Below are 23,201 nucleotides of genomic sequence, written 5' to 3'. Positions count from 1 at the left end.
CTCCTTGGGTCAACCAATCCGGACGCGTTCGTCGCCCTGTGCCGTCACCACCTGGCCAATGCGCCAATGCGTCAGCGACTGCGCGTCCAGTGCCTGTTCCAGCGCGGCGGCCTGCGCCGGTGCGGCGACCAGTACGAAGCCGATGCCGCAATTGAAGGTGCGCCACATTTCGGCATCGGCCACCGCGCCTTCGCGCTGCAGCCAGGTGAACACCGACGGCAAGGTCCATGCCGTGGCGTCGATGTCCAGGCCCAGGCCGTCCGGGATCACCCGGATGATGTTCTCGGTGAGCCCGCCGCCGGTGACATGCGCCATGGCGTGGATCGCCTCGCCGTGCGATTTGAGCAGGGCCAGGATCGGCTTGACGTACAGCGCGGTCGGCGCCATCAGCGCATCGATCAGCGCCACGCCGTCGTCCAGCACCAGATCGGCTGGCGAGCCGGCACGCTCGTAGATCTTGCGGATCAGCGAATACCCATTGGAATGCGGGCCGGAGGAGGCGATGCCGATCAGCACGTCGCCCTCGCGCACCCGCGCGCCGTCCAGCAGCTGCGATTTTTCCACCGCGCCAACGGTGAAGCCGGCCAGGTCGTATTCGCCCGGCGGGTACATGTCGGGCATCTCGGCGGTTTCGCCGCCAATCAGTGCGCAGCCGGAGAGCTCGCAGCCGCGCGCGATGCCGCCGACCACCGCCGCGGCGGTGTCGATATCCAGCTTGCCGGTGGCGAAGTAGTCCAGAAAGAACAGTGGTTCGGCGCCTTGCACCAGCACGTCGTTGACGCACATGCCGACCAGGTCGATGCCGATGGTGTCGTGGCGGCCGAGCTGCTGGGCGAGTTTGAGTTTGGTGCCCACGCCGTCGGTGCCGGAGACCAGCACCGGCTCCTTGTACTTGCCGGACAGGTCGAACAAGGCACCGAAGCCGCCCAGGCCGCCCATCACCTCCGGTCGAAAGCTGCGCTTGACCAGGGGTTTGATGCGTTCGACCAACGCATTGCCGGCATCGATGTCGACGCCCGCGTCACGGTAGGTCATGGGCGAGGGATTGGAAGGCGTTGGGCTGGTCACGGGTGGGGTGGCTCGGCGGTAAAGGCGGCGATTTTAACAGCCACGTTGGCGCTAGCGTCCCATTCGGGCAACAATTCACCCGGATACGCTTACGTCATGGAACCGTCGATGCGCCGCAGTCTCGCTTTCTTTCTCGCCCTCGTGGTCGCCATGCCCGTGTTGCCGGCCTACGCCCAGGCCGATCTGCGCACCGAAGGCGACGTCGCCAAGGCGCAGGGCGCCTACGATGCCGAAGTGCCGGTCAACAGCCAGAGCGAGTCGGATCGCCCCGGCGCGTTGGCGCGTGCTCTGGGGGCGGTGCTGGGCAAGGTGTCCGGCGACCGCAGTGTCATGAGCCGCCCCGGTGTGCCGCAGGCGCTGCGCAATGCGCCCAACTACGTCGATCACTACGACTACCGACAGGATCAGGGCACCTCGCGCAGTGGTGCGCCGACCTTCCGCACCGTGCTGGTGGCGCGTTTCCGGCAATCCGACGTCGACGGCCTGATCGCCGCGCTGGGCCTGCCGGTGTGGCCGCAGCCGCGCCCGAAACCGGTGCTGTGGCTGGCCATCGACGACGGTAGTGGCCCGCGTTTGGTCGGCGTCGCGCAGGCCAACGCTGCGCGCAGCGTGCTCGACCGCGCGATCGAGCGTGGTTACCGGCTCGGCCTGCCCGGTGGCGCGGCCGCCGAACAGGCCCTGGCTGGCGCCATCTGGCGCAAGGACACCGCCGCCGTTGCGCGTGCGTCGGCCAAGTACAGTCCGCCGATGCAGTTGATCGGCAAGCTCTACCGCACCGATAGCGGCTGGACCGCCGATTGGGTGTTCGTGGACAACGGCAACGTGCTCTCCAGCTGGACCAGCAGCGACGGCGATGCCCGCCGCGCGATGGCCGCCGGTGCCGACGGTGCCGCCGATGCACTGGTCAAGCGCTACGCCAAGCGGGTGGACTCGGGCGTGCCCGGGGTCTACCGCGTGGTGATCACCGGCATCAGCAGCGCCGACGACTACCTGCGCGTTTCCGCCGCGCTGCAGGGCGTGTCGGTGGTGCGCAGCATCCGCCCGGTGAGCGCAAATGGCGATCGCATGGAGCTGGACCTGGAGCTGCTCACGGGCATTTCCGGGCTCAACCGTATGCTCGGCGACAACAGCCCGCTGATCTCGGTTTCCGTGCCGACCGAAGGCCCCATCATTCTCGAAAACGAGCACGCCGAGTACCGCCTCAAATGATCCTGACCCCCGAGGCGGAAATCGCCCAGTTCCTGCGCCGCCTCAAATGGGCGGCGGTGATCGTCGGCGTGCTGTGGGTGGTATCGCTGCTGTCGCCGATCCTCACCCCGTTCGTGCTGGCGCTGCTGCTGGCCTGGCTGGGCGACCCGCTGGTAGACCGCATCGAACGTGCCGGGCGCTCGCGCAACATGGCGGTCACCCTGGTCTTCATTCTCATGGTGCTGCTGGTGGTGCTGGCGCTGATGATCCTGGTGCCGATGATGGAGCGCCAGATCATGACCCTGATCGATGCGCTGCCGCAGATGCGCGACTGGGCGATCGGCACCGCCATTCCCTGGCTGGAGCGCCGCACCGGCGTGGAGTTGATGGGCTGGCTGGACCCGGAACGCCTGATCGAGTGGATCCGCAGCCACTGGGAGCAGGCGGGAGGCGTTGCCAAGACCTTCTTCGGCTATGTCTCACGCTCGGGCTTTGCGATGGTCACCTGGGTGATCAACCTGGCCTTGTTGCCCATCCTGGCGTTCTATTTCCTGCGCGACTGGGACCGCATGGTGGAGCGCGTGGCGGCGGTGATTCCGCGTGCCTACATCGGCACCGTGAGCCGGCTCGCGCTGGAGTCCAACGACGTGCTGGGTGGCTTCATTCGCGGCCAGTTCCTGGTGATGCTGGCGCTGGGCGCCATCTACGCCACCGGCCTGTCCATCATCGGGCTCAACCTGGGCCTGCTGATCGGCATCATCGCCGGCTTCATCAGCTTCATTCCGTACCTGGGCGCCACCACCGGCATCGTGCTCGCGTTGCTGGCAGCGATCGTGCAGGCGCAGGGGTTCGACCTGAAATTGCTGATCGGCGTGGGCGTGGTGTTCACCGTCGGCCAGCTGCTGGAAAGTTACGTGCTGACCCCGCGCATTGTCGGCGACAAGATCGGCCTGCACCCGGTGGCGGTGATCTTTGCGGTGATGGCCGGCGGCCAGCTGTTCGGCTTCCTCGGCATGCTGCTGGCGCTGCCGGTGGCGGCGGTGGCCAACGTGCTGCTGCGCTATGCGCATGAGCGCTACACCCAGAGCGATCTGTATGCCGGCGAGCGTGCCGGCATCGTGTTGCAATCCGGGCCCGAGCGCAGCGTGATCATCGACGCCAGCAAGGACGCGGATCGGTCGTGAGCGTGCCGCAATTGCCGTTGGCGTTGCGTGCGCCTTCCGACCAGCGACTGGACAGTTATATCGCCGCACCGGACGGATTGATCGCGCAACTGCAGGCGTTCGCCGCCGGCCAGCTGAGCGACTGGCTGTATCTGGCCGGCCCAAGCGGCACCGGCAAGACCCATCTGGCCTTGTCGGTCTGCGCGGCGGCCGAGCAGGCCGGGCGCAGCTCGGCCTACCTGCCGTTGCAGGCGGCTGCTGGCCGCTTGCGCGATGCGCTCGAAGCATTGGAAGGGCGCAGCGTGGTGGCGCTGGATGGCGTGGACAGCATTGCCGGCCAGCGCGAGGACGAAGTGGCGCTGTTCGATTTCCACAACCGTGCGCGCGCTGCCGGGATCACATTGTTGTACACCGCCCGCCAGATGCCCGACGGCCTGGCGCTGGTGTTGCCCGACCTGCGCTCACGCCTGTCGCAATGCGTCCGCATCAGTTTGCCGGTGCTGGACGACGTTGCACGCGCAGCGGTCTTACGCGACCGCGCGCAGCGACGCGGGCTCGCGCTGGACGAGGCAGCGATCGATTGGCTGCTGACCCACAGCGAGCGTGAGCTAGCCGGCCTGGTGGCCTTGCTGGACCGGTTGGACCGCGAATCCCTGGCTGCGCAGCGGCGGGTGACGGTGCCGTTCCTGCGCCGCGTGCTCGGCGACCGCACGTCCTGACGACGGCGCTGCCGCGCTCAGTCGCGGCGCTGAGTCAATTGTGCATCCAGCTCGGCCAGCCGCTGTGGTGTGCCTACATCGGTCCAGCGACCACGGTGGTGCACGCCATCGATCCGGCCAGCGGCCATCTGCGCGCGCAGGATCGGTGCCAGCGGGAAGCGCGGCGGCGCCTCACCGGCGCTGGGAAGCGGCCCGATCACGCGTTCCCACGTGTGCAGCAGGGCTGGGCGATACAGGCCGATGCCGGCATAGGTGAGCGTCGGCGTCGCCGTGCTGCTCACCTTGCCCTCGTCAGTCAACGCAAAATCCGCGCGTGCCGCATACGCTGGCGGGTCGACCAGCACCAGCGTTGCCAGGCTGTCGGGTGCGATGTCGAGCGTGGCGAAGTCGATGTCGCTCCAGATGTCGCCATTGACCAGCAGGAAGGGCGCATCGCCCAGCAACGGCAGCGCGTGCAGCATGCCGCCGCCGGTTTCCAGCGGGGTGCTGCCTTCGTAGGAATAGGTCAGACGCAGCCCGAAGGCGCTGCCATCGCCCAGCACTTGCGGAAACTGCGCAGCCAGCCACGACGTATTGATGACCACCTCGTCCACGCCCAGTGCAGCCAACTTGCGCAGATGCCAGACGATCAACGGCGTGCCGCCCACCGACAACAGCGGCTTGGGCGTGTGTTCGGTCAACGGACGCATGCGCTCACCGAATCCGGCAGCAAAGATCAACGCCTTCATGCGGCGGTTCCATTGGCGTTGCCGTGTGCCATGCGTGCGGCCAGTGCGGGTTTGATCTGCTGGTCGAGCAAGTCGATCAAGGGTGCCAATTCGGCATGGCGCGGCAACACTTCGTCCAGGTAGGTGATGAAGCGCGGCACGTTGTCCAGGTACCAGTGCTTGCCATCGCGGTAACTCAACCGCGAGAAAATACCGAGGTTTTTCAGATGCCGCTGCACGCCCATCCAGTCCGCATCGCGCAGAAACTGCGGCCACGCCGGCACCGGCAAACCGGCCGCCTGCGCACGTGCGTGGTATTGCGCCAGCCACGCGTCCACGCGCGCCAACGGCCAGTTCACCGAGGTGTCCTTGAACAGGCTGATCGGGTCGTAGGCGATCGGGCCGATCACGCAGTCCTGGAAGTCCAGCACCGCTGGGCCGTCCGCGACCGGCATCAGGTTGCGCGGCATGAAGTCGCGATGGGTGAACACGCGGGCTTGCGCCAGCGCGTTATCCATCAGACGGCGTTGCACCAGCTGCAATTGCTCCGTATGCGTGCAGTCCAGCTGCAGGCCCAGGTGGCGGCCAAGAAACCATTCCTCGAACAGGCCGGCGTCGCGTTGCAGCAGCGCTTCGCCAAACACGCCGCTGCCGTCGGGCGGCGGGATGTGTTGCAGCAACAGCAGTTGGCTGATCGCCGCCTCAAGCAGAGCATCAGCCGTGGAATCGGTGAGCACTTGTGCCAACGTCGGCACACCCAGGTCTTCGAGCAACAGCAAGCCTGCATCCAGGTCGCGCGCCAGCACCTGCGGCACGCGCACGCCGTGCTGCTCGAGCAGATCGCGCATGCGCAGCCACGGCGCCACATTTTCCAGGTCCGGCGGCGAATCCATCACGATGCGATCCGGCCCGGCGCCCTGGCTGCGCCAGTAACTGCGAAAACCGGCATCCACCGACGCACGCTGCAGCGTGGCCTGTGGATCGCCCAGTGCCTGCCGCGCCCACTGCAGGCGCTGGCTGTCACGCGAGGTATCGGAAGAAAGCGATGAAGTCATGGCATGGAGCACAGTGAAACGGCGCGCAACGCACGCCGCAGAAAGGAGGGATGTCTTAGCGCTTGCTGCCGCTGAACAGGCGCAGCAGGGCCAGGATGGCGATGGCGCCCAGCAACGCGCCCAGGAACCCCGCCGGTTCGCCGGCGTGGTACCAGCCCATGTAGCGGCCGAACCAACTGGCCAGCAAGGCACCGGCGATGCCCAGCACGATGGTCAGCAGGCAGCCCAGCCGCTGCGTGCCGGGCGTGATGAAACGTGCCAGCAGACCGACCACGAAGCCGACCAGGATGATGTACAGCCAACTGTCGCTACCAAACAGGTTGTTCATTGCAGCACCAGCGGGAAGAAGAGCGGCAGACTAGCATTGCGCGTCACCGACGCCATGTGCAGATCGATGCGGGGTGATTGCACGGAGCGCTTACAGCCGTGCGGTCAAGACAGCCAGCCGGCCCGCAGTGCGCCAGGCCGGCCGATCGTCGCAGTGCGCTGCCTCAGCAGCAGCCGTGTCCACCATGCCGGGTGCCGCTGTCCGCTGCTACCGGCGAGCCGCTGGTCTCGCCACGCAGGCAGGCGGCGTGGTGCTCGGTGATCACCTTCGAGACGCAGGCGGTGACGCGCTTGCCCATCGGGATGTGCAGGAATTCGTTCGGGCCATGCGCATTGGAATGCGGGCCGAGCACGCCGGTGATCATGAACTGCGCACCGGGGAATTTCTCGCCCAGCATGCCCATGAACGGGATCGAGCCGCCTTCGCCCATGTACATCGCCGGCTTGTCGAAGAAGGCGCGGCTGGCGTCGTCGATGGCTTTCTCCAGCCACGGCGCCATGCCAGGCGCGTTCCAGCCGGAGGAGGCCTTTTCCAGTTCCAGCGTGACCTGCGCGCCGTTCGGCGGGTCACGCAGCAAGGCCTGCTTGAGCAGCTCACCGCAGGCCTTGCCGTCGGCGGTGGGTGGCAGGCGCAGCGACAGCTTCACCGCGGTCTGCGGACGCAGCACGTTGCCGGCCGATGCCAGCGGCGGCATGCCATCCACACCCGTGACCGACAAGGCCGGGCGCCAGGTCCGGTTCAACACCAGCTCGGTGAGGTCCTCGTGCATCGGCACCAGCCCGTCCACCATCGGAAACTTGTCGAAGATGGCCGTGTCCAGCGTTGCCGCCGCACTGCGGGCCTGTGCCAGTCGCTCGGCGGGCACGTCCACGTGCAGGCCATCAAGCAGGATGCGCCCGCTGGTTTCGTCCTCGATCCGCGACAGCAGCTGGCGCAGCAGGCGGAAGCTGGACGGCACCACGCCGGACGCGTCGCCCGAGTGCACGCCTTCCTCCAGCACCTTTACGGTCAGGTTGCCGCCAGTCAGCCCGCGCAGCGAGGTCGTGCACCACAGCTGCTCGTAGTTGCCGCAACCCGAATCCAGACACACCACCAGCGACGGCTTGCCGATGCGCTCGGCCAGGTGGTCCACATAGGCGGGCAGGTCGTAGCTACCCGATTCCTCGCAGGCTTCGATCAGCACCACGCAGCGCGTATGCGGCAAGCCTTGCGCACGCAGCGCCATCACCGCAGCCAGCGAGCCGAAGATGGCGTACCCATCGTCCGCGCCGCCGCGCCCATACAGTTTGTCGTCGCGCAGCACCGGCTCCCAGGGGCCGAGATCGGCATCCCAGCCGGTCATTTCCGGCTGCTTGTCCAGGTGGCCGTACAACAGCACGGTGTCCTCGCCAGACTCTGGCCCGGTGGCCGGGATCACGATGAAGATCAACGGCGTGCGGCCTTCCAGGCGCACCACCTCGACCTGCATGCCGTCGATGGCTTGGGCACGTGCCCAGGTTTCCATCAGGGTGACGGCCTGTTCCATATAGCCATGCGCGACCCAGTCGGCATCGAACATCGGCGACTTGTTGGGGATGCGGATGTAATCGACCAGTTGCGGGACGATCTCGCGATCCCACGTGTCGCTGACGAATTGGTCGATCTTGGCGCTATCCATACGGGCTCCGAATGCGTGACGTAATGGCACATTCTACGCCGCAGTCAGGGGGTAGGGATTTCCCTACAAGGCACCGCGCAGTTCACCGGCTGTGTGAAAAGTTCGTTGGCGATAGGATTGCTGCATGTGGCGCGGGACACTGGCTCCGCCGGCAGGAATGCTGGCTAGGACCATCACCCAAGCCACAAGGAGCGTTGCAATGAAGTCATTTACCGTAGTCCTGAAGTCCCTGCTACTGGCGTTGTTGTTGTCCTCGAATGCGTATGCACTCGACAAGGTCGATATCAACACCGCGTCTGCTGAGGAATTGGACAAGGTGCTGATGAATGTCGGGCGATCAAAAGCCGAGGCAATCGTCGAGCACCGTCAGGCAAACGGTCCCTTCAAAAGTGCCGAGGAACTGGCACTGGTCAAGGGCATCGGACTCAAGACGGTCGAACGGAATCGAGACCTGATCGAAGTGGGCGCCACGATGGCTCCCGCCAAGAAGGCTGCCAAGGGGGCGGCGGTGAAACCGGTGGGACGGCGTTAAGGGGAAGGGATCCGAGATACGGTTCGACGCGAGGATGCGTGGCCGCAACCTAACTGGACAGGATGTCTGGGGGATGGCTGGAAGCCGACAAGGACGTGAAATCGCCCGGTGTTGCACTTGGATGTGCAGCCGGGCGTTTTTCGTTGGGGCGCTTCGTACCGCCCAGCTGTGGAGCCCGGCTTAGTTTGGCTGTAGTACCGGATCCAGTATGGGCGTGACGCTGATCTCTGGCTTGACGGTGGGCTGCGTGGTGTACGCGCGCGACCTTGCATACGTGTTCCGCACTGCCATGTGTTCTGCGGTACGCATCAGTACGCCGGAGACTGATGCTGATGTCTCGGCATCTTGATGATGGCGCTTTCGGTATGGACGTACGCGATGGCAATTGCGCGCGTGCGCTCGTCTGGACATGGGCAAGTAGGCAGGCAAACACACACTCATGCAGGTACACGGGCACGCTTGCGGCACAATGCGCCGATGCAGCTGACAGACCTGAGCAGCCGGGTGATCCCGGCCACCGAGTACCGCCGTGAGCGGTGGCGCAACCAGTTGGGCTGGACCCGCGAGATCCTGCGGCTGGGAGAGCCCGGCCATGCCTGGGCGCTGCGGCTTTCGATTGCCGAGATCGAGCAGGACGCGGCGTTCTCCGCGTTTCCCGGGATCGACCGCGAGCTGGTGTTGCTGCGTGGCAATGGCATGCAGCTGCAGTTTGGCGACGGGCGGCAGCACAGCTTGCTGCCGCCGTATCAGCGGCTGCGGTTCGCGGGCGAGGAGGCGGTCACCGCGATGCTGACCGACGGGCCGACGCAGGACTTCAACCTGATGTGGCGGCGCGCTGTGTTGCAGACCGAGCTGCTGCACCGCCCGCTGGTGGGCACGATGCTGTTCTTTGCCGACCCCGGCAGTGCCTGGGCGATCCATCTGCTTGCCGGGCAGGCCAATTTTGGCCGCGATAGCGGGTTGCCGCCGTTGCTGACCGGTGACACCGCGTGGTTGTCGGCGCAAACGCGCAGCCGCTTCGTGCTGGATGGCGGCGGCGAACTGCTGGCGATCCGGGTGAGCCCGGCTGGCTGAGGTGGTGGACTCTCAGATGCAGATGCAGATGCAGATGCAGGCGCAGGCGCAGGCGCAGCTTCACAGGGCCGTTGCACGTGCAGATCCATGCAAGCCGCTGCGTTGCAGCTAACAAGTGAAGCGCAACCTATCCGTTCACAGCAGTTGAGTTTCGCTTGGAATAACGACCATCAGTACACGTCGCGACGATACCGCCCGCTGCTGAGTAGTGACTGTTTGAGGTCGGTTCCCAGAATGCTGTCGAGCGTGGCATCGACTTGCGGGCAGTTGAGTTTCGCTTGGAATAACGACCGTCAGTACACGTCGCGACGATGCCGCCCGCTGCTGAGTAGTGCCTGTTTGAGGTCGATTCCCAGAATGCTGTCTAGGGTGGCATCGACCTCCGGGGCCATACCGCGCAGGCTGCCGCAGACGTACACGCAGGCGCCTTGCGCCACCCATGCGCGCACGTCCGCCGCCGCGGCGGCCAAGGCGTGTTGAACGTAGCGATGCGGCTGGCCGCTGTCGCGGGAATAGATGCGGTCCAGTCGTTCGATCCAGCCGTCGCGCTGCCAGTGTTCGAGTTCATCGCCATAGAGCGTGTCGTAGGCTGCGTTGCGTTCGCCGAACAGTAGCCAGTTGCGGCGCGCACCGGCGGCGATGCGCGCGCGCAGGTGCGCACGCAAGCCGGCGATCCCGGTGCCATTGCCGATCAGCAGCATCGGTTGCGCGGCGGCGGGCGGGTGGAAGCCGGGATTGGTGCGCACGCGTAGCGCGATGCGCGCGCCGATTGGAGCCGCCTGGCAAAGCCAGCCGCTTCCCAGGCCGGGCGTGCCATCGGCATGCAGGTGTTGGCGGATCAGCAGTTCGGCATGGCCTTCGTCGGGGAGCGAGGCCAGCGAGTAGTCGCGGTGTGGCAGCGCTGCCAGTGCGTGTACCCATGTATCCAGCGAAGTGATGTCGGGGCCGTCGTCAGGTAGGGTCGCGCCGCTGAGCCATGCGTGCAAGGCCCCCCCCTGCACCTGTTGGGTGCCGTCTAGCCGATGCCGCTGCAGCCAGGCTTCCACCACCTGTGGCGAATGCTGCGGGCGGATTTCGGCGATATCGCCCGCGCTCCACTGCGGCAAATGACCGTCGCAGGGGATCAGGCGCAGGCGATACACCGCGGCGCCCGCGCTGCCCGGATTGACATGCACGCGCTGCTGCAGCTGCCAGTCGGCATAACTGGGCACACTCCAATCCGCTTGCATCGCCAGTGCCGGTGCCAGTTCAGCCAGCCGTTGCTGCCACTGCTGCAGGGACTGCGGCTCGGCGTTGTCGACCTCGATGCGTGCGAACAAGTGGGTTGCACCTTGCGCCTGCAGGCGTGCATCCAGGCGCCGCCCAAATGCGCAGAACTGCGCGTAACGGCGGTCGCCCAGCGCCAGGACCGCGTAACGCAGCGCGGCCAGATCGGTATCGCTGCCGCCCAGCCAGGTGCGCTCGGCTGCTTGTACGTGATCGGGCGCATCGCCTTCGCCGGTGGTGCTGACGATGCAGAGCAGGCGCGGCACGCGCGACAGTTGGTTTGCATCCAACGCGTCCAGCGGCAATGCATGCGCACCGACGCCGGCCTGCTGCAGGGCCGTGGCGCTGCGTTCGGCCAATTCGCGCGCGAACCCGGTCTGGCTCGCCCAGGCGATCAGCAGGTTGCTGTCATCGCCGCGCGCAGCTACAACGCGTGGACGTCCGCGCAGCCACAGGCCGAAACAGACGATGGCGTAAGCCGCCAGGCTGAGGCCCGCCCAGTGCCAACGGTGTGGGGCGGGGGCGCTCCACCACGGGCCCGCATGCAGGCTGCCCAACCAGGCGGCCAGTACCGCCAAGGCCAGCAGGATGACGCCGTTGCCAAGCCACACGCGTGGGGAGGCGAGGCTCATGCGGCAGCCAGATGCGTTTCAAACGCCGGGCTCATGGATTCCTGCAAATCCGCGCCACGGCGCTGCAAAAAGCGCACCGCCAGCCCTGCGTTCGTCGCATAAGCCAGGCCCGCTTCAACACCGAGCACGGTCATTGCGGTTGCCCAGGCATCGGCATGCATCGCATCGTGCGCCAGCACGGTGACCGCGGCCGCTGCCTGCGCAACCGGCGCGCCCAGGCGTGGGTCGAAGGTATGCGCGTAACGTACGCCGCCGGCCTCGAAGCGGTGCCAGCGGTCGCCGGAGGTGGCCACGGCCAGTCCATCCAGTGCCAGCACGCGCGCGGGCAGTGCGGTGCCTGCGTCTTCGTCGGGCGCTGATTCCACCAGGACACGCCATGCGCTGCCATCGGGTTTGCGGCCGTATCCAAACAGCTCGCCGCCGACATCGATCAACGCGCTGGCGATGCCCGCCTGCGCCAACGCGCGCTGCACGCAGTCCACACCGAAGCCCTTGGCGATGCCCGACAAATCCAATGCAAGCGCGCCGGGTTGCAGTGCTCTGTCTGCGTCCAGTTGCAGGCGCTGCCAGCCACAGCGCTGCCGGGCCAGGGCGATCTGCTCGGCACTGGGCACCTTGCGCGGCCCACCGGCGGCACCGAAGCCCCACAGGTCTACCATCGGGCCGACGGTTGGATCGAACGCGCCATCGCTGGCACGCGCAATCTCCAGCGCCGTGGTCAGCACACGGTGGAACGCGTCCGGCAACCGCTGCCAGGTGCCGGCGGCGGCACGGTTGAAGCGGGTGATGTCCGAGTCTGCGTCCCAAGTGCTCATCTGCGCGACCACGCGATCGAGCGCGCCCTGGATCACCGCATGCAACGGATGCAGGTCGCGGCCGCGCGGCGCCACCAGCTTCACGCTCCAGGTGGTGCCCATGCTGCGGCCGCCCAGCGTGGCAACGGCGTCATCTGCGGAAGAAACTGGGTGCATGTGTGGACCGGTCGAGCAGGCGCTGCCTTGAGGCAGCCAGGGGGACGCGCGAACGTGCCGTTTGCATCACGCGGCGTGTCTTTGAGGCAGCAGAGGATGCGTCGGTTGGTGCCGCGTGCGCTGCGCACGCGGCAGACGGTACACGCCGACAGCATGTGCCGCCTCAACAGCGCCACTGCATTGGTCATCGGATCAATGCAGTGGCGCGCGTGCGGTGATTACTGCGGCAACACTTCCAGTGTGGCGACATAGCCCAGGCGGCGCTGCTTGGCCTGCGGCAGCGAGGTTTTGGTGTCTTCGGTGGTGGTTTCCAGCCAGTACATGCCCGGCTCCTGCCAGGTCACGCTGAAGCCGCCCTTGGCGTCGGTCTTGAGCTTGATCTCGTTCTGCGCATCGCGGTAGCGGGTACCGCCACGCACGATTTCGATCTCCAGGCCGGCCGCCGGTTTGCCATCCAGTTGCAGGGTGAACTGCGCGGCTTCGCCAGCGACCAGGTCGTTGGGGTGAGTGACCGGAATCAGCTCGATGCCCTTGCCGCTGGGCTTGAATACGGTGGTGGTGGGCGCACCGCGGGTCACGAAGGTTTCCACGCGATTGAGCGACTGGGAGACCTGCAGTTCCTGCGCATTCTTCGGCACTTCGGTGGCGAAGCTGGTTTCGTTACCGCGCCAGCGCTTGGGCTTGCCGTCTTCCTTCCAGCTGGCGAACAGGCCGGCGTTGGTGATGCTGAGCTTGTAGGTGCCGGGCTGGGTGAGTTGCATGTCGAACACGCTGCGGTACTTGCCGGTGGCCGGATTCTCCGGCTTGAGCGCGCTGCCGTCGGGCGCGGTGATGCTCAGGTTGTCCAGCCGCAGCGGCACATGGTTGAAGTAGAACAGGTCGTTGGACACCGCGGCATCGACGGTGATCCATGGTGCTTCGCCGGCAATGACGGTTTGCGAAGGCAGCAACCAGGCCTTGTGCGCGAGGGCGGTGACCGGCAGTGCGGCGAGCAGGGCGATCAGGACGAGAGGACGTTTCATGGCAACTCCTTGCAGAAGATGAGGGCGGTGGTCGCGTGTTTGGTCAGCGCACAGCTGCGCCGCGTGGATGCGTGGAAGATCGAATAACGCCGTGCGTGTGGGGGCTCGCATCGCACTCGGCGCGTGCGAGCGACCGCGCGCAGCGCACGATCAGGGCTTGGCGACCAGGCTGACCGTGCCCAGTTCGCTGCTGCCGCTGGCCTTGGCCGTCTGTGCAGCGGTGGCCGGCCAGGTGAAAGGCACTTTGACCAACTCGCGGCCGCCCACTTCACGCGCGGCCTCCACCACCAGTGTGTATTGGCCGGCCGGCAGCGACTTCAGCGCACCCTTGGTATCGGTGAACGATAACGCGTGCGCGCCGGCGGGGCGGGTCGGGCCGGTGACGCCGTCGACCGGCACCTCCAGGGTGCGCCCGCTCTTGCGCCACCACTGGCGCAAGTCTGGCAGCCACTTGGTGCCATGGCCTTCGGCGGTGTCCTTGGACTGGTACCAGACCGCCAGGTTGGCAGCGGCCTTCTGGTCGGCGCCTTCGACCCAGATCGCCACGTACGGGCGGTGGTATTCGGCGACATTGAGCTTGGGGATCTCGACGTTGATATCGAGCGTGGCCGCATACGCCGGCATGGCGAGCAGGCCGCTCAGGGCGATGGTCAAGGTGGCGCGCATGGTCGTCTCCGGAGGCGAGGGTCAGTGGATCAGCAACAGGGCAAGCAACAGCGGAATCAGTAAACCCAGGCCGACCAGCGGCCAGGTCATGCGCCGCTGACGCGCGTGCAGGTGCAGTAAAAACAGGCCGGTGATGCAAAACACGAGGCAGGCGATGGCGAACACGTCGATAAACCAGCCCCAGGCTGGCCCGGCGTTGCGGCCCTTGTGCAGATCGTTGAGGTAGGCGATCACGCCGCGCCCGGTGCGTTCGTATTCCACCGCGCCGGTGCTGCGGTCCAGGCTCAGCCAGGCATCGCCACCGGGGCGCGGCAGTGCGAGATAGATTTCCTCCGGCGACCATTCGCCCTCGCGCGTGCCGACGCTGATGTCCAGTTCGCGGCCCAGCCACTGTGCGACGCGCGGCGGCAGTGGCGCATTGCCTTCCTGGCGCGTGCCCAGGGTCCGTAGCAGCGCGGTAGGCAGCGTGAGCGTGCGGTGCTCGGTCGAAGGAGTGGCTTCGATGCGCGCGGCGTGATTCAAGGTGAGGCCGGTGACGGTAAACAGCAGCATGCCGATCAGGCACACCGCCGAACTGATCCAGTGCCACTGGTGCAGCATGCGCAGCCAGAAGCCGCGCCGTTGTTGCGCGGCGCCGAGCTGATCGGTGGAGGAGGCGGGCGCCATGTGGGTCAGGCCGCCGCCGTGGTGGCAACGGGCGGCGCAGGCGACTGCCGCGCAAGCACTTCGCTCAGCAATGCGCGCAGGCGTGGGTGTGGAGCGGCGGCCAGCAGCGGGGTGAGTTGGCGCAGGAACCCGGCATGCCCGCCGGCGATGGCGCGGCGCATCCAGGCTTCGGCCTGATCGATGTCGCCGTCGTCGGCCAACACCGTCGCAAAACCGGCCTGCCCGCGGAAATCGCCGGCCTCGGCGGAGCGGCGGTACCAGTCGCGGGCGGCGAGCGGATCTGCAGCGCCGGCCAGGCCTTGCTCCAGATAGCGCGCCACAAAGTTCATCGACTTGGCGTGCCCGTGTTCGGCAGCGCGGCGATACAGCGCCAACGCCTGGGTGTGGTCCTGCGCGACGCCGCGGCCGGAGGCGTACAGGTGCGCCAGGTTGTACATGCCCCAGTCCAGGCCATGCGCGGCGGCGCGGCGAAACCACAGCGCCGCCAGTTCCAGATTGCAGGGCGTGCCGAAGCCCAGTTCGTGGCAGCGCCCAAGCTGGTTCATCGCTTCCGGATGCCCGGCATTGGCGGCCACTTCGTACCACAGCATCGCCTGGATCGGATCGGCCGCGACGCCGCGCCCTTCTGCGTAGAGTTGTGCGAGCAGCAGCTGTGCGGCCACGTCCTGGCGATCGGCCGCCTTGCGCAGCAACGCCACCGCCTGCGCGGGCTGCGTGCGCAGTGCGGCGATCACCTGCGCGGTGTCCAGCACCGGCTCAGACATCGGCCCATTGCCGCAGCAGGTTGTGATACACGCCGGTGAGCTGGATCAGCGAAGGGTGGCCGGGAGTGTCTTGGGTAAGCCGGCGAATCGAGACATCCAGCTCGAACAGCAGGCGGCGCTGTGCATCGTCGCGCAGCATGCTTTGGATCCAGAAGAACGAGGCGACACGCGTGCCACGCGTCACCGGCATCACTTTATGCAAGCTGGTGCCGGGGTAGATCACCAGATGCCCGGCCGGCAATTTCACCGACTGCGTGCCGTAGGTGTCTTCGATCACCAGCTCGCCGCCGTCGTAGCTCTCGGGGTCGCTGAGGAACAGCGTGGCGGAGACGTCGGTGCGCACCGGATCGGCGCCGCCACGGCTGCGGTCGTAACGCACCGCATTGTCGACGTGGTAGCCGAACGACTGCCCGCCGCTGTAGCGATTGAACAGCGGTGGATAGATCCGGCGCGGCAGCGCGGCGGAAAAGAACGTGCTGCTGCGCGACAGCGCGTCGAGCACCAGCGCACTGGCCTCGCGCGCGATTGGGCTGTCTTCGGGCAACTGCGCGTTGTCCTTGGCCTGCGCGGACTGATGGCCGGCGGTGATGCGGCCATCGGCCCAGTCAGCCGCGTCCAGGCGCTCACGCAGCTGGCTCAGCTGGGCGGGCGTCAGAACGTCGGGAATGGGCAACAACATGCAGTGGTCTCCACGCCGTCCGCGGACTGCGGACGGCGCGTTGATGGATCAGAAACTGAAGGTCGCGTTCAACACCGCCGAGCGGCCATCGCCCGGCAACGCCCAGCCACTGCCGGCGGTGACGGTGCCCGCGGCGTTGACGGTGAGGTTGTTGCGGATGCTGGTGTGGTACTCCTTGTCGAACAGGTTGTTGACGTTCAACTGCAGGCTGAGCCAGTCGTTGACGCGCAGGCCGACCATCGCACGGTGCACCCAGTATGCGTCGGTCTTGCGGTAGACCGCGGTCGAGGTGTTGTTCGGATAGAAGCTGCCCTGGTAATTGACGCCGTACCCGAAGGTCCACTGGTTGAGCTGATAGGTGGTCCAGAGATTGCCGGCGTTGCGCGGGGTCTGCACCAGTTCGCGTCCGGCAATCGGGTCGCCGGTGAGGCTGGCGGTGCGGTTGGAGACGCTTTGCAGCACTTCGCTGTCCAGGAAGGTGTAATTGGCGAAGATCGACCAGCGCTCGGTCAGGTAGCCGGCCGCGCCCAGCGCAATGCCATCCACGCGCGCCTTGCCGTCCAGCACCTGCTCGGGAATCAGCGGGTCGCCGCTGTTGACCTTGTAGTTTTCGCGCTCGTTGCGGAACACCGCCGCCGTCAGTGCCAGACGCTCGTTCAACACGTCCCACTTGCCGCCGAGTTCGATATTGACCGCGCTTTCCGGCTCCACATTGCAGTTGGCGCCGGCGGTGGCAGTGGCGATCGGCGTGCACGAGCCATTGACCGACGCCTTCGACGGGGTCTTGCTGTTGGCGTAGGACAGATAGAGGCTGGCGTTGTCGACCGGCTTGAACACCAGGCCGGCGCGGTAGGAGAACAGATCCTCCTCGCTGCCTGCCGGGAACCCCGGGGTGACGCCGGTCACGCCGCCGGTGGCATTGACGGTGTAGGTGGTGCTGTCGCCTTCGTTGTGTTCGTAACGGCCGCCCAGGTTGAGCATCCATTGCTCGTTGAACTGCAGCGTGTCGAACAGGTACACCGCCTGATTGGTCAGGCTGCCCTTGCTGCGTCCGGTGCGGAAATAGTTCTGCGGGCCGGTCCAGATGTTGTACGGATTGTCGAAGGTCTGCAGCGGGTAGGTGATGCCGGTGGTGGAGCCGTCGGCATTGCGGAAGATGCTGCCGCTATCGAGTTCGAAATCTTCCTTGCTGAAGGCCACGCCGGCGACCACGCGGTGCTCGATGGCGCCGGTGTGCAGGGTGGCGGTCAGGTCGGTCTGGCTGTGGGCGATGAAATTCTCGGTGTCGCGCACCAGCCCGCGCGGGCCGCTGTTCGGGTTCCAGGTGGACGGCGGTTGGCCGACGCAGGCGCGGCCGGTGTAGGCGTTGGTATTGTTGGGCAGGCACCAGGTGCCTTCCGGCGCGGTGGCCGTGGTGGTCTGGTCCACGCGCTGTACACGCGCCAGGCTGCGCAGTTTGACGTTGTCGTCAAAGTCCATTTCCAGCACGCCGGTCAGCATGTCCACGTCGATTTCCTGACGCGACACATTGCGATAGCCGTAATAGGTTTCGCGGTCCACGCCCGGCAGCGGGCCATCGTTGAACGGGCTGAGCGCGAACGGCACGCCGTACTGCGGCAGGTTGTTGTCGTGCTGGTGCAGGTAGCTCAGCGTGAAGCGCGTATCCGAGCCCAGCCCGAACGCCACTGACGGCGCAAAACCCCAGCGATGACGGAATTCCTCATCGCGCCCCGGCACATCCTGGGTGTGACCCATGGCGTTCATCCGCACCGCGGTGCCGTTTTCGAAGTCGTAATTGCTGTCGACGGTGAGGCGGCCGTAGCGGTCGCTGCCGCCGCCGATCAGCACGTTGGTGAAGTCGCCCTGGCCGGCGGTCTTGGTCACCAGGTTGATGTTGCCGCCCACCGAGCCGGCGCCGGACATCGCCGAGTTGGCGCCGTTGATCAGCTCCACAGCCTCGAGGTTGAAGGTGTCGCTGCGGCTGTACTGCGCGCTGTCGCGCACGCCGTCGGTGGTGATGTCGCTGCTGGCGGTAAAGCCGCGCAGGTTGATGCTGTCGCCATAGCCGCCGCCGCCTTCGCCCGCGCCAAAGGTGATGCCGGGCAGGGTGCTGAGCACATCACGCAACGACAGCAGGTTCTGCTGGTCCATGGTCTGCTTGGTGACCACGGTGATGGTCTGCGGGGTGTCGCGCAGCGCCTCGGTGTACTTGGGCGAGGACGGCTTCTGCGCACGTTCCTGCTGCACCCGGATGGCATCCAGATCCACTGCGCCCGGAGGTGCCGGCGCGTCGCCAGGCTGGGCGAAGGCAGGAGCGGACAGCGTCAGCAACACGGCCGAAGTGAGCGGGGAAATCCTGGGAGTCATGGGACGTCTCGAAGAGGGAAGCGATGCTTCGGCCTGGCGATGGCTCGGCGGATGCGGGAAGGGAATGCACGCCTGTCAGCCCGATGCCGCCTGCTGCCAGGCCCGGCGTCCGGGCACGTGGCAGCGCTGCGCCGAACGGCACAGTGCGGACGAACACCAGGAAGAGGAGGGCATGGACGGGGGACGGCGCATGGGATCGCAGGAAGGCCAGTTGTTAAGAAGGCCTGAAGGGCTGCGATCTTAAATGCAAATCATTCTTCTTTGCAATCTTTGCCGATGGATGGCATACGGCTGAAAGATTGAGGCTCTGCAGTGCGCTGCCAGCGGCGGCTGGGCGCTGCGCTCAGCGGTCGTCGCGGGTCCAGATACCGCCGTGTTCCTGCTTCACCGGGAACTTGGGCACTGCGGAGTAGGCCGGGGCGCACAGAGGACGCCCATCGCGGATATCGAAGCGCGCGCTGTGCAGCAGGCACTCGATGGTGCCGGCAGCCGCGTCGAAGGTGCCGGGCGAGAGTTCGTAGTCTTCGTGGCTGCAGCGGTCTTCCAGCGCGTACAGCGCGCCGTCGAGGTTGAACACCAGGATCGGCGCATCGGTCACTTCATCCCACACGGTCTTCAGCTCGCCCGGCAGCAATTCGCTGCTGGCGCAGACAAAGGTCCAGTTGTCGCTCACAACGCGGCCTCGCCGAGCGGCTTCTCCAGCACTTCGAAGCGCAGGTCCTGGCGCAACGGCACGCCGAAGCGCTCGTCGCCATAGGGGAAAGGCTTGGACACGCCGGTGCGGCGATACCCGCGGCGTTCGTAGAAGGCGATGAGTTCGTTGCGCACGTCGATCACGGTCATGCGCATCAGCGGCAAGGCCCACTCGGTGGCGGCGATGCGTTCGGCCTCGGCGAGCACGGCCTTGCCGATACCGCCGCCCTGCAAGGTGGGGCTGACCGAGAACATGCCGAAGTAACCGGCGCCGTCTTCGTCGGCAACATGCGCGCAGGCCACCAGGGCGCCGTCCTGTTCCACCAGCAGCACCAGGCTGCGGTCGCGCAGGATGTCCTGCCGCAACACCGCCGGGTCAATGCGCGCACCGTCCAGGATGTCGGCTTCGGTGGTCCAGCCGACGCGGCTGCTGTCGCCGCGATAGGCCGAGGTGACGAGCGCGACGATGGCATCGATATCGTCGACGGTGGCGGTGCGGAAGGTGGTGGTCTGCATGTGGAACAGTTTATCGGGAATCGGGAATCGGGAATCGGGAATCGGGAATCGGGAATCGGGAATCGGGAATCGGGAATCGGGAATCGGGAAAAGCGTTGCGCCGCTCAATGAGCTACTTCGCCTCTGCCGACCAGCGACAGCATGTGGGAGAGCCGCTTGTTCGATTCTCCATTCCCGATTCCCGCATTCAATCAGCCCAAAAGCTGACGCACCTTCACCAACGCGGCAACAAAACGCTCGATCTCGTCATGCGTGTTGTAGAACGCCAGCGAGGCGCGGCAGGTGGCGGCCACGCCGTAGTACTGCAGCAGCGGGTGGGCGCAGTGCTGGCCGGAGCGGACTGCCACGCCTTCCAGGTCGAGCAGGGTGGCCAGATCGTGCGCGTGTGCGCCTTCGATCAGGAACGACACCACCGCCGCCTTGTCCGGCGTGGTGCCGAAGATGCGCAGGCCGTCGATGCGCTGCAGTTCTTCGGTGAAGTGCGCGAGCAGCTCGGTCTCGCGCGCCTCCACGTGCGCCAGGCCGACCGCGTCCAGATAGTCCACCGCCGCGCCCAGGCCGATGAAGCCAGCGATATTCGGCGTGCCGGCTTCGAACTTGTGCGGGCCGTCGTTGAATACGGTGCCTTCGAAGCTCACTTCCTTGATCATCTCGCCGCCGCCCAAGAACGGCGGCATGGCCTGCAGATGTTCGCGGCGCGCCCACAGTGCGCCAGTGCCGGTGGGGCCGCACATCTTGTGGCCGGTGATGGCGTAGAAATCGCAGCCGATGCCGGCCACGTCGACGCGGCGGTGCGGTGCGGCTTGCGAGCCGTCCACCACGGTGACGATGCCGCGCTTGCGTGCCTCACGGCAGATCTCGCGCACCGGGTTCACCGTGCCCAGCACGTTGGACACGTGGGTGATCGCCAGCAGCTTGACCTCGGGGGTCATCGCCTTGCGCAGTGCATCCAGATCCAGCGCGCCCTCAGGCGTGATCTCGGCCACGCGGATGGTGGCGCCGGTGCGCTGGGCGACCAACTGCCACGGCACGATATTGGCGTGGTGCTCCATGCGCGACACCAGGATCACATCGCCCGCCCCCAGGCGCGGCAGCGCCCAGGAATAGGCCACCAGATTGATCGCGAACGTGGTGCCGCTGCACAGCACCAGCTCGTCGGCGCGCACGTTGAGAAAACGCGCCAGCTTGCTGCGTGCGCCTTCGAACGCGTCGGTGGCTTCGGTGCCCAGTGCATGCACCGCGCGGCTGACGTTGGCGTTCTGCCGGCGATAGAACTCGTCGGTGGCAGCGATCACCTGCAGCGGCTTCTGCCCGGTGTTGGCGTTGTCGAAATAGATCAGCGGCTTGCCGTGCACCTGCCGCATCAGCAGCGGGAAATCGGAGCGTACGCGCTCCCAGTCCGGTGCCGGGGTGGTGGCGACGGAGGCGTTCATGCCACGCCCGCCGAGTTCAGGGCGCGGTCCAGCTGCACGGCCAGCAGATCGCGCAATGGCGACGGCAGTGCGCGCAACGGCTCATGGCAGAACGCGGCGCTGAGCAAGCGCTGCGCCTGCTGCTGCGGCAACCCGCGCGAGCGCAGGTAGAACAGCGCGTTGTCGTCGAGCTGGCCCACGGTGGCACCGTGCGCGGCCTGCACTTCGTCCGCGTCGATCACCAGCACCGGCTGGGTGTCGATTTCGGCGTTGTCCGAGAGCAACAGGTTCTTGTTCGACAAACGTGCGTCGGTGCCATCGGCGCCCTGGCGGATATGGATGCCGCCATGGAACACCACGCGGCTGCGGTCGGCGCCGACGCCGCGCCAGACCAGCTCGCAGGCGGTGTCGCGGGCGATGTGCTCGATGCCCAGGCGGGTATCCACATGCCGGCGGCCATTGCCGAGCAGCACGCCATTGGCGGTGAGCCGTGCATTGTTGCCTTCCAGCCGCGCATTGAGTTCGTGCCGAGACAGGCCTGCGCCCAGCTCCAGATCCACACGCTGGTACTGCGCATTGCGCGCCAGCACCGCATCGGTCCGCGCGAACGCGGTGGCGCGTGCGCCATCGGCCTGCACGCGTGCGTGCGAAAGCACGGCGTCCTGGGCCAGATGGACATGCATCACGCTGTTGTCCAGATGCGCTGAATCGCCCACATGCAGGTGGTGCTCGACCACGCCGAGCGCGGCGTCGGCATGCAATTCGATCAGATGGCGGTGGTGCCAGGCCAGGTCGTGCTCGCCGGCCACGCTGACGAACACCAGCTGCAGCGGCAGCGCCACCTTGACGCCTGCGTCCACACGCACGAGCGCGCCTTCCTCGGCCAGCGCGGCATTCAGACGCGCGAAGATTTCATCGCTGCGCTCAAAGCGGCGGCCAAGCAGTTGCTGCGCCGATGCATCGCCAGCCAGTGCGGACGACAGCGTCTGCACCTGCACGCCTGCCGGAAGTTCGGACAGATCGCTCAGCGCATCCGACGCACGGCCATTGACGAACACCAGACGCGGGGTGGGGATCTCATCCAGCACCGCGGCATCGATCAGCGCCGGCACCAACGGTGCAGGCTGGAAGCTGCGGCGTTCCAGCTGGCGCAGCGAGGTGTATTTCCAGGCTTCGGCACGCGGGCCGGGCAGGCCGGTCTGCAAGGCCGCGTCGAGTTCGGCGCGCCGTGCAGCGTTGCCGCTAAACCCGCTGGCAAGGGATTCCAACAAGGCACTCATCAGGCGGCGGCCTCCGGCACCACACGGTCCTTCAGGAAGTGGTAGCCGTGTTTTTCCAGCTCCAGCGCCAGCTCCGGGCCGCCACTCTGCACGATGCGCCCATCGGACAGCACATGCACCACGTCCGGCTTGATGTAGTCGAGCAGGCGCTGGTAATGGGTGATCACCAGGAACGAACGCTCGGTCGAGCGCAGCGCATTGACGCCGTCGGCCACGCTCTTGAGTGCATCGATATCCAGGCCGGAGTCGGTTTCGTCCAGGATCGCCAACTTCGGCTCGAGTACGGCCAGCTGGAAGATCTCGTTGCGCTTCTTTTCGCCGCCGGAGAACCCTTCGTTGACGCCACGGTGCAGCAGCTCGTCCTTCAGGTGCAGCACCGCCAGCTTCTGCCGCACCAGCTTGAGGAACTGCATGGAATCCAGCTCTTCTTCGCCACGCGCCTTGCGCTGCGCATTGAGCGCGGCACGCAGGAAGTAGGTGTTGTTTACGCCGGGGATTTCCACCGGGTACTGGAAGGCCAGGAACAGGCCGGCCGCAGCGCGTTCTTCCGGCTGCAGGTCGAGCAGGTCGGCGCCTTCGAACTGCACGGTGCCGGCTGTGACTTCGTAGCCGTCGCGACCGGCGAGCACGTTGCCCAGGGTCGATTTGCCGGCGCCGTTGGGCCCCATGATGGCGTGCACCTGGCCGGGCTGGATATCCAGCGACAAGCCCTTGAGGATGTCTTTGCCGGCGATGCTGGCGTGGAGATTTTGAATGTTGAGCATGCTGATGGTCCG

23 protein-coding genes are annotated in these 23,201 nt (G+C 66.4%); 5 read left to right on the top strand and 18 right to left on the bottom strand.

Annotated elements, in window-relative coordinates:
* Positions 1–9: 9 nt before the first annotated feature.
* Entirely contained in the window at positions 10–1,035 is a 1,026-nt protein-coding gene (purM, locus tag ACCQ01_RS15560; RefSeq protein WP_228431639.1) for a phosphoribosylformylglycinamidine cyclo-ligase, read from the bottom strand.
* 129 nt (positions 1,036–1,164) lie between these two features.
* Here purM and ACCQ01_RS15555 point away from each other — a divergent pair, with 129 nt between their 5' ends.
* The 3 genes from ACCQ01_RS15555 to hda are packed head-to-tail and all read left to right on the top strand — an operon-like array spanning position 1,165 to position 4,138.
* Positions 1,165–2,277 (top strand): DUF2066 domain-containing protein, encoded by a 1,113-nt coding sequence (locus ACCQ01_RS15555; protein ID WP_016944112.1) that lies wholly within the window; start codon positions 1,165–1,167, stop codon positions 2,275–2,277.
* Positions 2,274–3,440, top strand: coding sequence for an AI-2E family transporter (locus tag ACCQ01_RS15550; protein ID WP_012437783.1), 1,167 nt, complete (start codon positions 2,274–2,276; stop codon positions 3,438–3,440). Before ACCQ01_RS15555 ends, ACCQ01_RS15550 begins: the two co-directional genes overlap by 4 nt.
* Positions 3,437–4,138, top strand: coding sequence for a DnaA regulatory inactivator Hda (gene hda / locus ACCQ01_RS15545; RefSeq protein ID WP_012437784.1), 702 nt, complete (start codon positions 3,437–3,439; stop codon positions 4,136–4,138). The genes ACCQ01_RS15550 and hda overlap by 4 nt, the downstream gene beginning before the upstream one ends.
* Positions 4,139–4,155: 17 nt before the next feature.
* Here the strand turns inward: hda and murU are convergent, their stop codons facing one another.
* From murU to ACCQ01_RS15525, 4 genes are all read right to left on the bottom strand, one after another.
* The gene (gene murU, locus ACCQ01_RS15540) at positions 4,156–4,866 is read right to left on the bottom strand and encodes an N-acetylmuramate alpha-1-phosphate uridylyltransferase MurU (RefSeq protein ID WP_228431640.1); all 711 of its coding nucleotides are present in this window, start codon (positions 4,864–4,866) and stop codon (positions 4,156–4,158) included.
* Positions 4,863–5,900, bottom strand: coding sequence for an aminoglycoside phosphotransferase family protein (locus ACCQ01_RS15535; RefSeq protein WP_228431641.1), 1,038 nt, complete (start codon positions 5,898–5,900; stop codon positions 4,863–4,865). Before ACCQ01_RS15535 ends, murU begins: the two co-directional genes overlap by 4 nt.
* A gap of 55 nt (positions 5,901–5,955) precedes the next feature.
* A complete protein-coding gene (locus ACCQ01_RS15530) occupies positions 5,956–6,228 on the bottom strand; it encodes a GlsB/YeaQ/YmgE family stress response membrane protein (protein WP_011037910.1) in 273 nt (90 codons plus the stop codon).
* 163 nt (positions 6,229–6,391) lie between these two features.
* The gene (locus ACCQ01_RS15525) at positions 6,392–7,885 is read right to left on the bottom strand and encodes a M20 family metallopeptidase (protein WP_228431642.1); all 1,494 of its coding nucleotides are present in this window, start codon (positions 7,883–7,885) and stop codon (positions 6,392–6,394) included.
* A 157-nt stretch (positions 7,886–8,042) separates the two neighbouring features.
* On the opposite strand from ACCQ01_RS15525, the gene ACCQ01_RS15520 reads away from it, so the two are divergent.
* Entirely contained in the window at positions 8,043–8,417 is a 375-nt protein-coding gene (locus ACCQ01_RS15520) for a ComEA family DNA-binding protein (RefSeq protein WP_008572623.1), read from the top strand.
* 477 nt (positions 8,418–8,894) lie between these two features.
* Positions 8,895–9,491 (top strand): HutD/Ves family protein, encoded by a 597-nt coding sequence (locus ACCQ01_RS15515; protein WP_228431643.1) that lies wholly within the window; start codon positions 8,895–8,897, stop codon positions 9,489–9,491.
* 293 nt (positions 9,492–9,784) lie between these two features.
* Here the strand turns inward: ACCQ01_RS15515 and ACCQ01_RS15510 are convergent, their stop codons facing one another.
* The 13 genes from ACCQ01_RS15510 to sufC form a co-directional block, all read right to left on the bottom strand.
* On the bottom strand, positions 9,785–11,389 hold the full coding sequence (locus tag ACCQ01_RS15510; protein ID WP_228431644.1) for a sulfite reductase subunit alpha: 1,605 nt from the start codon (positions 11,387–11,389) through the stop codon (positions 9,785–9,787).
* Entirely contained in the window at positions 11,386–12,360 is a 975-nt protein-coding gene (locus ACCQ01_RS15505; RefSeq protein WP_228431645.1) for an FAD:protein FMN transferase, read from the bottom strand. Before ACCQ01_RS15505 ends, ACCQ01_RS15510 begins: the two co-directional genes overlap by 4 nt.
* Before the next feature lie 218 nt (positions 12,361–12,578).
* Complete coding sequence (locus tag ACCQ01_RS15500; RefSeq protein WP_228431646.1) at positions 12,579–13,382, bottom strand: DUF4198 domain-containing protein; 804 nt, start codon at positions 13,380–13,382, stop codon at positions 12,579–12,581.
* 150 nt (positions 13,383–13,532) lie between these two features.
* The gene (locus tag ACCQ01_RS15495) at positions 13,533–14,048 is read right to left on the bottom strand and encodes a DUF2271 domain-containing protein (RefSeq protein ID WP_070690327.1); all 516 of its coding nucleotides are present in this window, start codon (positions 14,046–14,048) and stop codon (positions 13,533–13,535) included.
* 21 nt (positions 14,049–14,069) lie between these two features.
* Positions 14,070–14,714, bottom strand: a complete 645-nt coding sequence (locus ACCQ01_RS15490; RefSeq protein WP_228431647.1) for a PepSY-associated TM helix domain-containing protein — start codon at positions 14,712–14,714, stop codon at positions 14,070–14,072.
* Positions 14,715–14,719: 5 nt separating this feature from the next.
* Positions 14,720–15,478 carry a tetratricopeptide repeat protein gene (locus ACCQ01_RS15485; protein WP_228431648.1) on the bottom strand — a complete coding sequence of 253 codons (759 nt, stop codon included), beginning with the start codon at positions 15,476–15,478 and terminating at the stop codon, positions 14,720–14,722.
* A complete protein-coding gene (locus tag ACCQ01_RS15480) occupies positions 15,471–16,157 on the bottom strand; it encodes a Fe2+-dependent dioxygenase (protein WP_040940930.1) in 687 nt (228 codons plus the stop codon). Before ACCQ01_RS15480 ends, ACCQ01_RS15485 begins: the two co-directional genes overlap by 8 nt.
* A 48-nt stretch (positions 16,158–16,205) precedes the next feature.
* The gene (locus ACCQ01_RS15475) at positions 16,206–18,524 is read right to left on the bottom strand and encodes a TonB-dependent receptor (RefSeq protein WP_228431649.1); all 2,319 of its coding nucleotides are present in this window, start codon (positions 18,522–18,524) and stop codon (positions 16,206–16,208) included.
* A gap of 343 nt (positions 18,525–18,867) precedes the next feature.
* Positions 18,868–19,197 carry a non-heme iron oxygenase ferredoxin subunit gene (locus ACCQ01_RS15470; RefSeq protein WP_228431650.1) on the bottom strand — a complete coding sequence of 110 codons (330 nt, stop codon included), beginning with the start codon at positions 19,195–19,197 and terminating at the stop codon, positions 18,868–18,870.
* Positions 19,194–19,733 (bottom strand): GNAT family N-acetyltransferase, encoded by a 540-nt coding sequence (locus ACCQ01_RS15465; RefSeq protein WP_012437796.1) that lies wholly within the window; start codon positions 19,731–19,733, stop codon positions 19,194–19,196. Before ACCQ01_RS15465 ends, ACCQ01_RS15470 begins: the two co-directional genes overlap by 4 nt.
* 191 nt (positions 19,734–19,924) lie before the next feature.
* Positions 19,925–21,166 carry a cysteine desulfurase gene (locus ACCQ01_RS15460; RefSeq protein ID WP_228431651.1) on the bottom strand — a complete coding sequence of 414 codons (1,242 nt, stop codon included), beginning with the start codon at positions 21,164–21,166 and terminating at the stop codon, positions 19,925–19,927.
* A complete protein-coding gene (gene sufD / locus ACCQ01_RS15455) occupies positions 21,163–22,425 on the bottom strand; it encodes a Fe-S cluster assembly protein SufD (RefSeq protein ID WP_228431652.1) in 1,263 nt (420 codons plus the stop codon). The genes ACCQ01_RS15460 and sufD overlap by 4 nt, the downstream gene beginning before the upstream one ends.
* A complete protein-coding gene (gene sufC, locus ACCQ01_RS15450) occupies positions 22,425–23,189 on the bottom strand; it encodes a Fe-S cluster assembly ATPase SufC (RefSeq protein ID WP_012437797.1) in 765 nt (254 codons plus the stop codon). Before sufC ends, sufD begins: the two co-directional genes overlap by 1 nt.
* Positions 23,190–23,201 lie beyond the last annotated feature (12 nt).

The organism is Xanthomonas sp. NCPPB 4037, assembly GCF_041475695.2.
In the GTDB taxonomy this organism is placed as follows: Bacteria; Pseudomonadota; Gammaproteobacteria; order Xanthomonadales; family Xanthomonadaceae; genus Xanthomonas; species Xanthomonas campestris.
The sequence above is the reverse complement of the archived record's forward strand: the minus strand, read 5'-3'. Positions and strand labels throughout refer to the sequence as shown.

What these genes read in the sequence shown, in the direction of transcription:
- sufD (WP_228431652.1), bottom strand. Translation starts at nt 22,425, where the DNA reads ATGAGTGCCTTGTTGGAATCCCTTGCCAGCGGGTTTAGCGGCAACGCT.
- ACCQ01_RS15495 (WP_070690327.1), bottom strand. Translation starts at nt 14,048, where the DNA reads ATGCGCGCCACCTTGACCATCGCCCTGAGCGGCCTGCTCGCCATGCCG.
- ACCQ01_RS15475 (WP_228431649.1), bottom strand. Translation starts at nt 18,524, where the DNA reads ATGACTCCCAGGATTTCCCCGCTCACTTCGGCCGTGTTGCTGACGCTG.
- ACCQ01_RS15465 (WP_012437796.1), bottom strand. Translation starts at nt 19,733, where the DNA reads ATGCAGACCACCACCTTCCGCACCGCCACCGTCGACGATATCGATGCC.
- ACCQ01_RS15535 (WP_228431641.1), bottom strand. Translation starts at nt 5,900, where the DNA reads ATGACTTCATCGCTTTCTTCCGATACCTCGCGTGACAGCCAGCGCCTG.
- ACCQ01_RS15500 (WP_228431646.1), bottom strand. Translation starts at nt 13,382, where the DNA reads ATGAAACGTCCTCTCGTCCTGATCGCCCTGCTCGCCGCACTGCCGGTC.
- ACCQ01_RS15505 (WP_228431645.1), bottom strand. Translation starts at nt 12,360, where the DNA reads ATGCACCCAGTTTCTTCCGCAGATGACGCCGTTGCCACGCTGGGCGGC.
- ACCQ01_RS15510 (WP_228431644.1), bottom strand. Translation starts at nt 11,389, where the DNA reads ATGAGCCTCGCCTCCCCACGCGTGTGGCTTGGCAACGGCGTCATCCTG.
- ACCQ01_RS15520 (WP_008572623.1), top strand. Translation starts at nt 8,043, where the DNA reads ATGCTGGCTAGGACCATCACCCAAGCCACAAGGAGCGTTGCAATGAAG.
- sufC (WP_012437797.1), bottom strand. Translation starts at nt 23,189, where the DNA reads ATGCTCAACATTCAAAATCTCCACGCCAGCATCGCCGGCAAAGACATC.
- purM (WP_228431639.1), bottom strand. Translation starts at nt 1,035, where the DNA reads ATGACCTACCGTGACGCGGGCGTCGACATCGATGCCGGCAATGCGTTG.
- murU (WP_228431640.1), bottom strand. Translation starts at nt 4,866, where the DNA reads ATGAAGGCGTTGATCTTTGCTGCCGGATTCGGTGAGCGCATGCGTCCG.
- ACCQ01_RS15525 (WP_228431642.1), bottom strand. Translation starts at nt 7,885, where the DNA reads ATGGATAGCGCCAAGATCGACCAATTCGTCAGCGACACGTGGGATCGC.
- ACCQ01_RS15490 (WP_228431647.1), bottom strand. Translation starts at nt 14,714, where the DNA reads ATGGCGCCCGCCTCCTCCACCGATCAGCTCGGCGCCGCGCAACAACGG.
- ACCQ01_RS15555 (WP_016944112.1), top strand. Translation starts at nt 1,165, where the DNA reads ATGGAACCGTCGATGCGCCGCAGTCTCGCTTTCTTTCTCGCCCTCGTG.
- ACCQ01_RS15485 (WP_228431648.1), bottom strand. Translation starts at nt 15,478, where the DNA reads ATGTCTGAGCCGGTGCTGGACACCGCGCAGGTGATCGCCGCACTGCGC.
- ACCQ01_RS15480 (WP_040940930.1), bottom strand. Translation starts at nt 16,157, where the DNA reads ATGTTGTTGCCCATTCCCGACGTTCTGACGCCCGCCCAGCTGAGCCAG.
- ACCQ01_RS15515 (WP_228431643.1), top strand. Translation starts at nt 8,895, where the DNA reads ATGCAGCTGACAGACCTGAGCAGCCGGGTGATCCCGGCCACCGAGTAC.
- ACCQ01_RS15550 (WP_012437783.1), top strand. Translation starts at nt 2,274, where the DNA reads ATGATCCTGACCCCCGAGGCGGAAATCGCCCAGTTCCTGCGCCGCCTC.
- ACCQ01_RS15530 (WP_011037910.1), bottom strand. Translation starts at nt 6,228, where the DNA reads ATGAACAACCTGTTTGGTAGCGACAGTTGGCTGTACATCATCCTGGTC.
- ACCQ01_RS15460 (WP_228431651.1), bottom strand. Translation starts at nt 21,166, where the DNA reads ATGAACGCCTCCGTCGCCACCACCCCGGCACCGGACTGGGAGCGCGTA.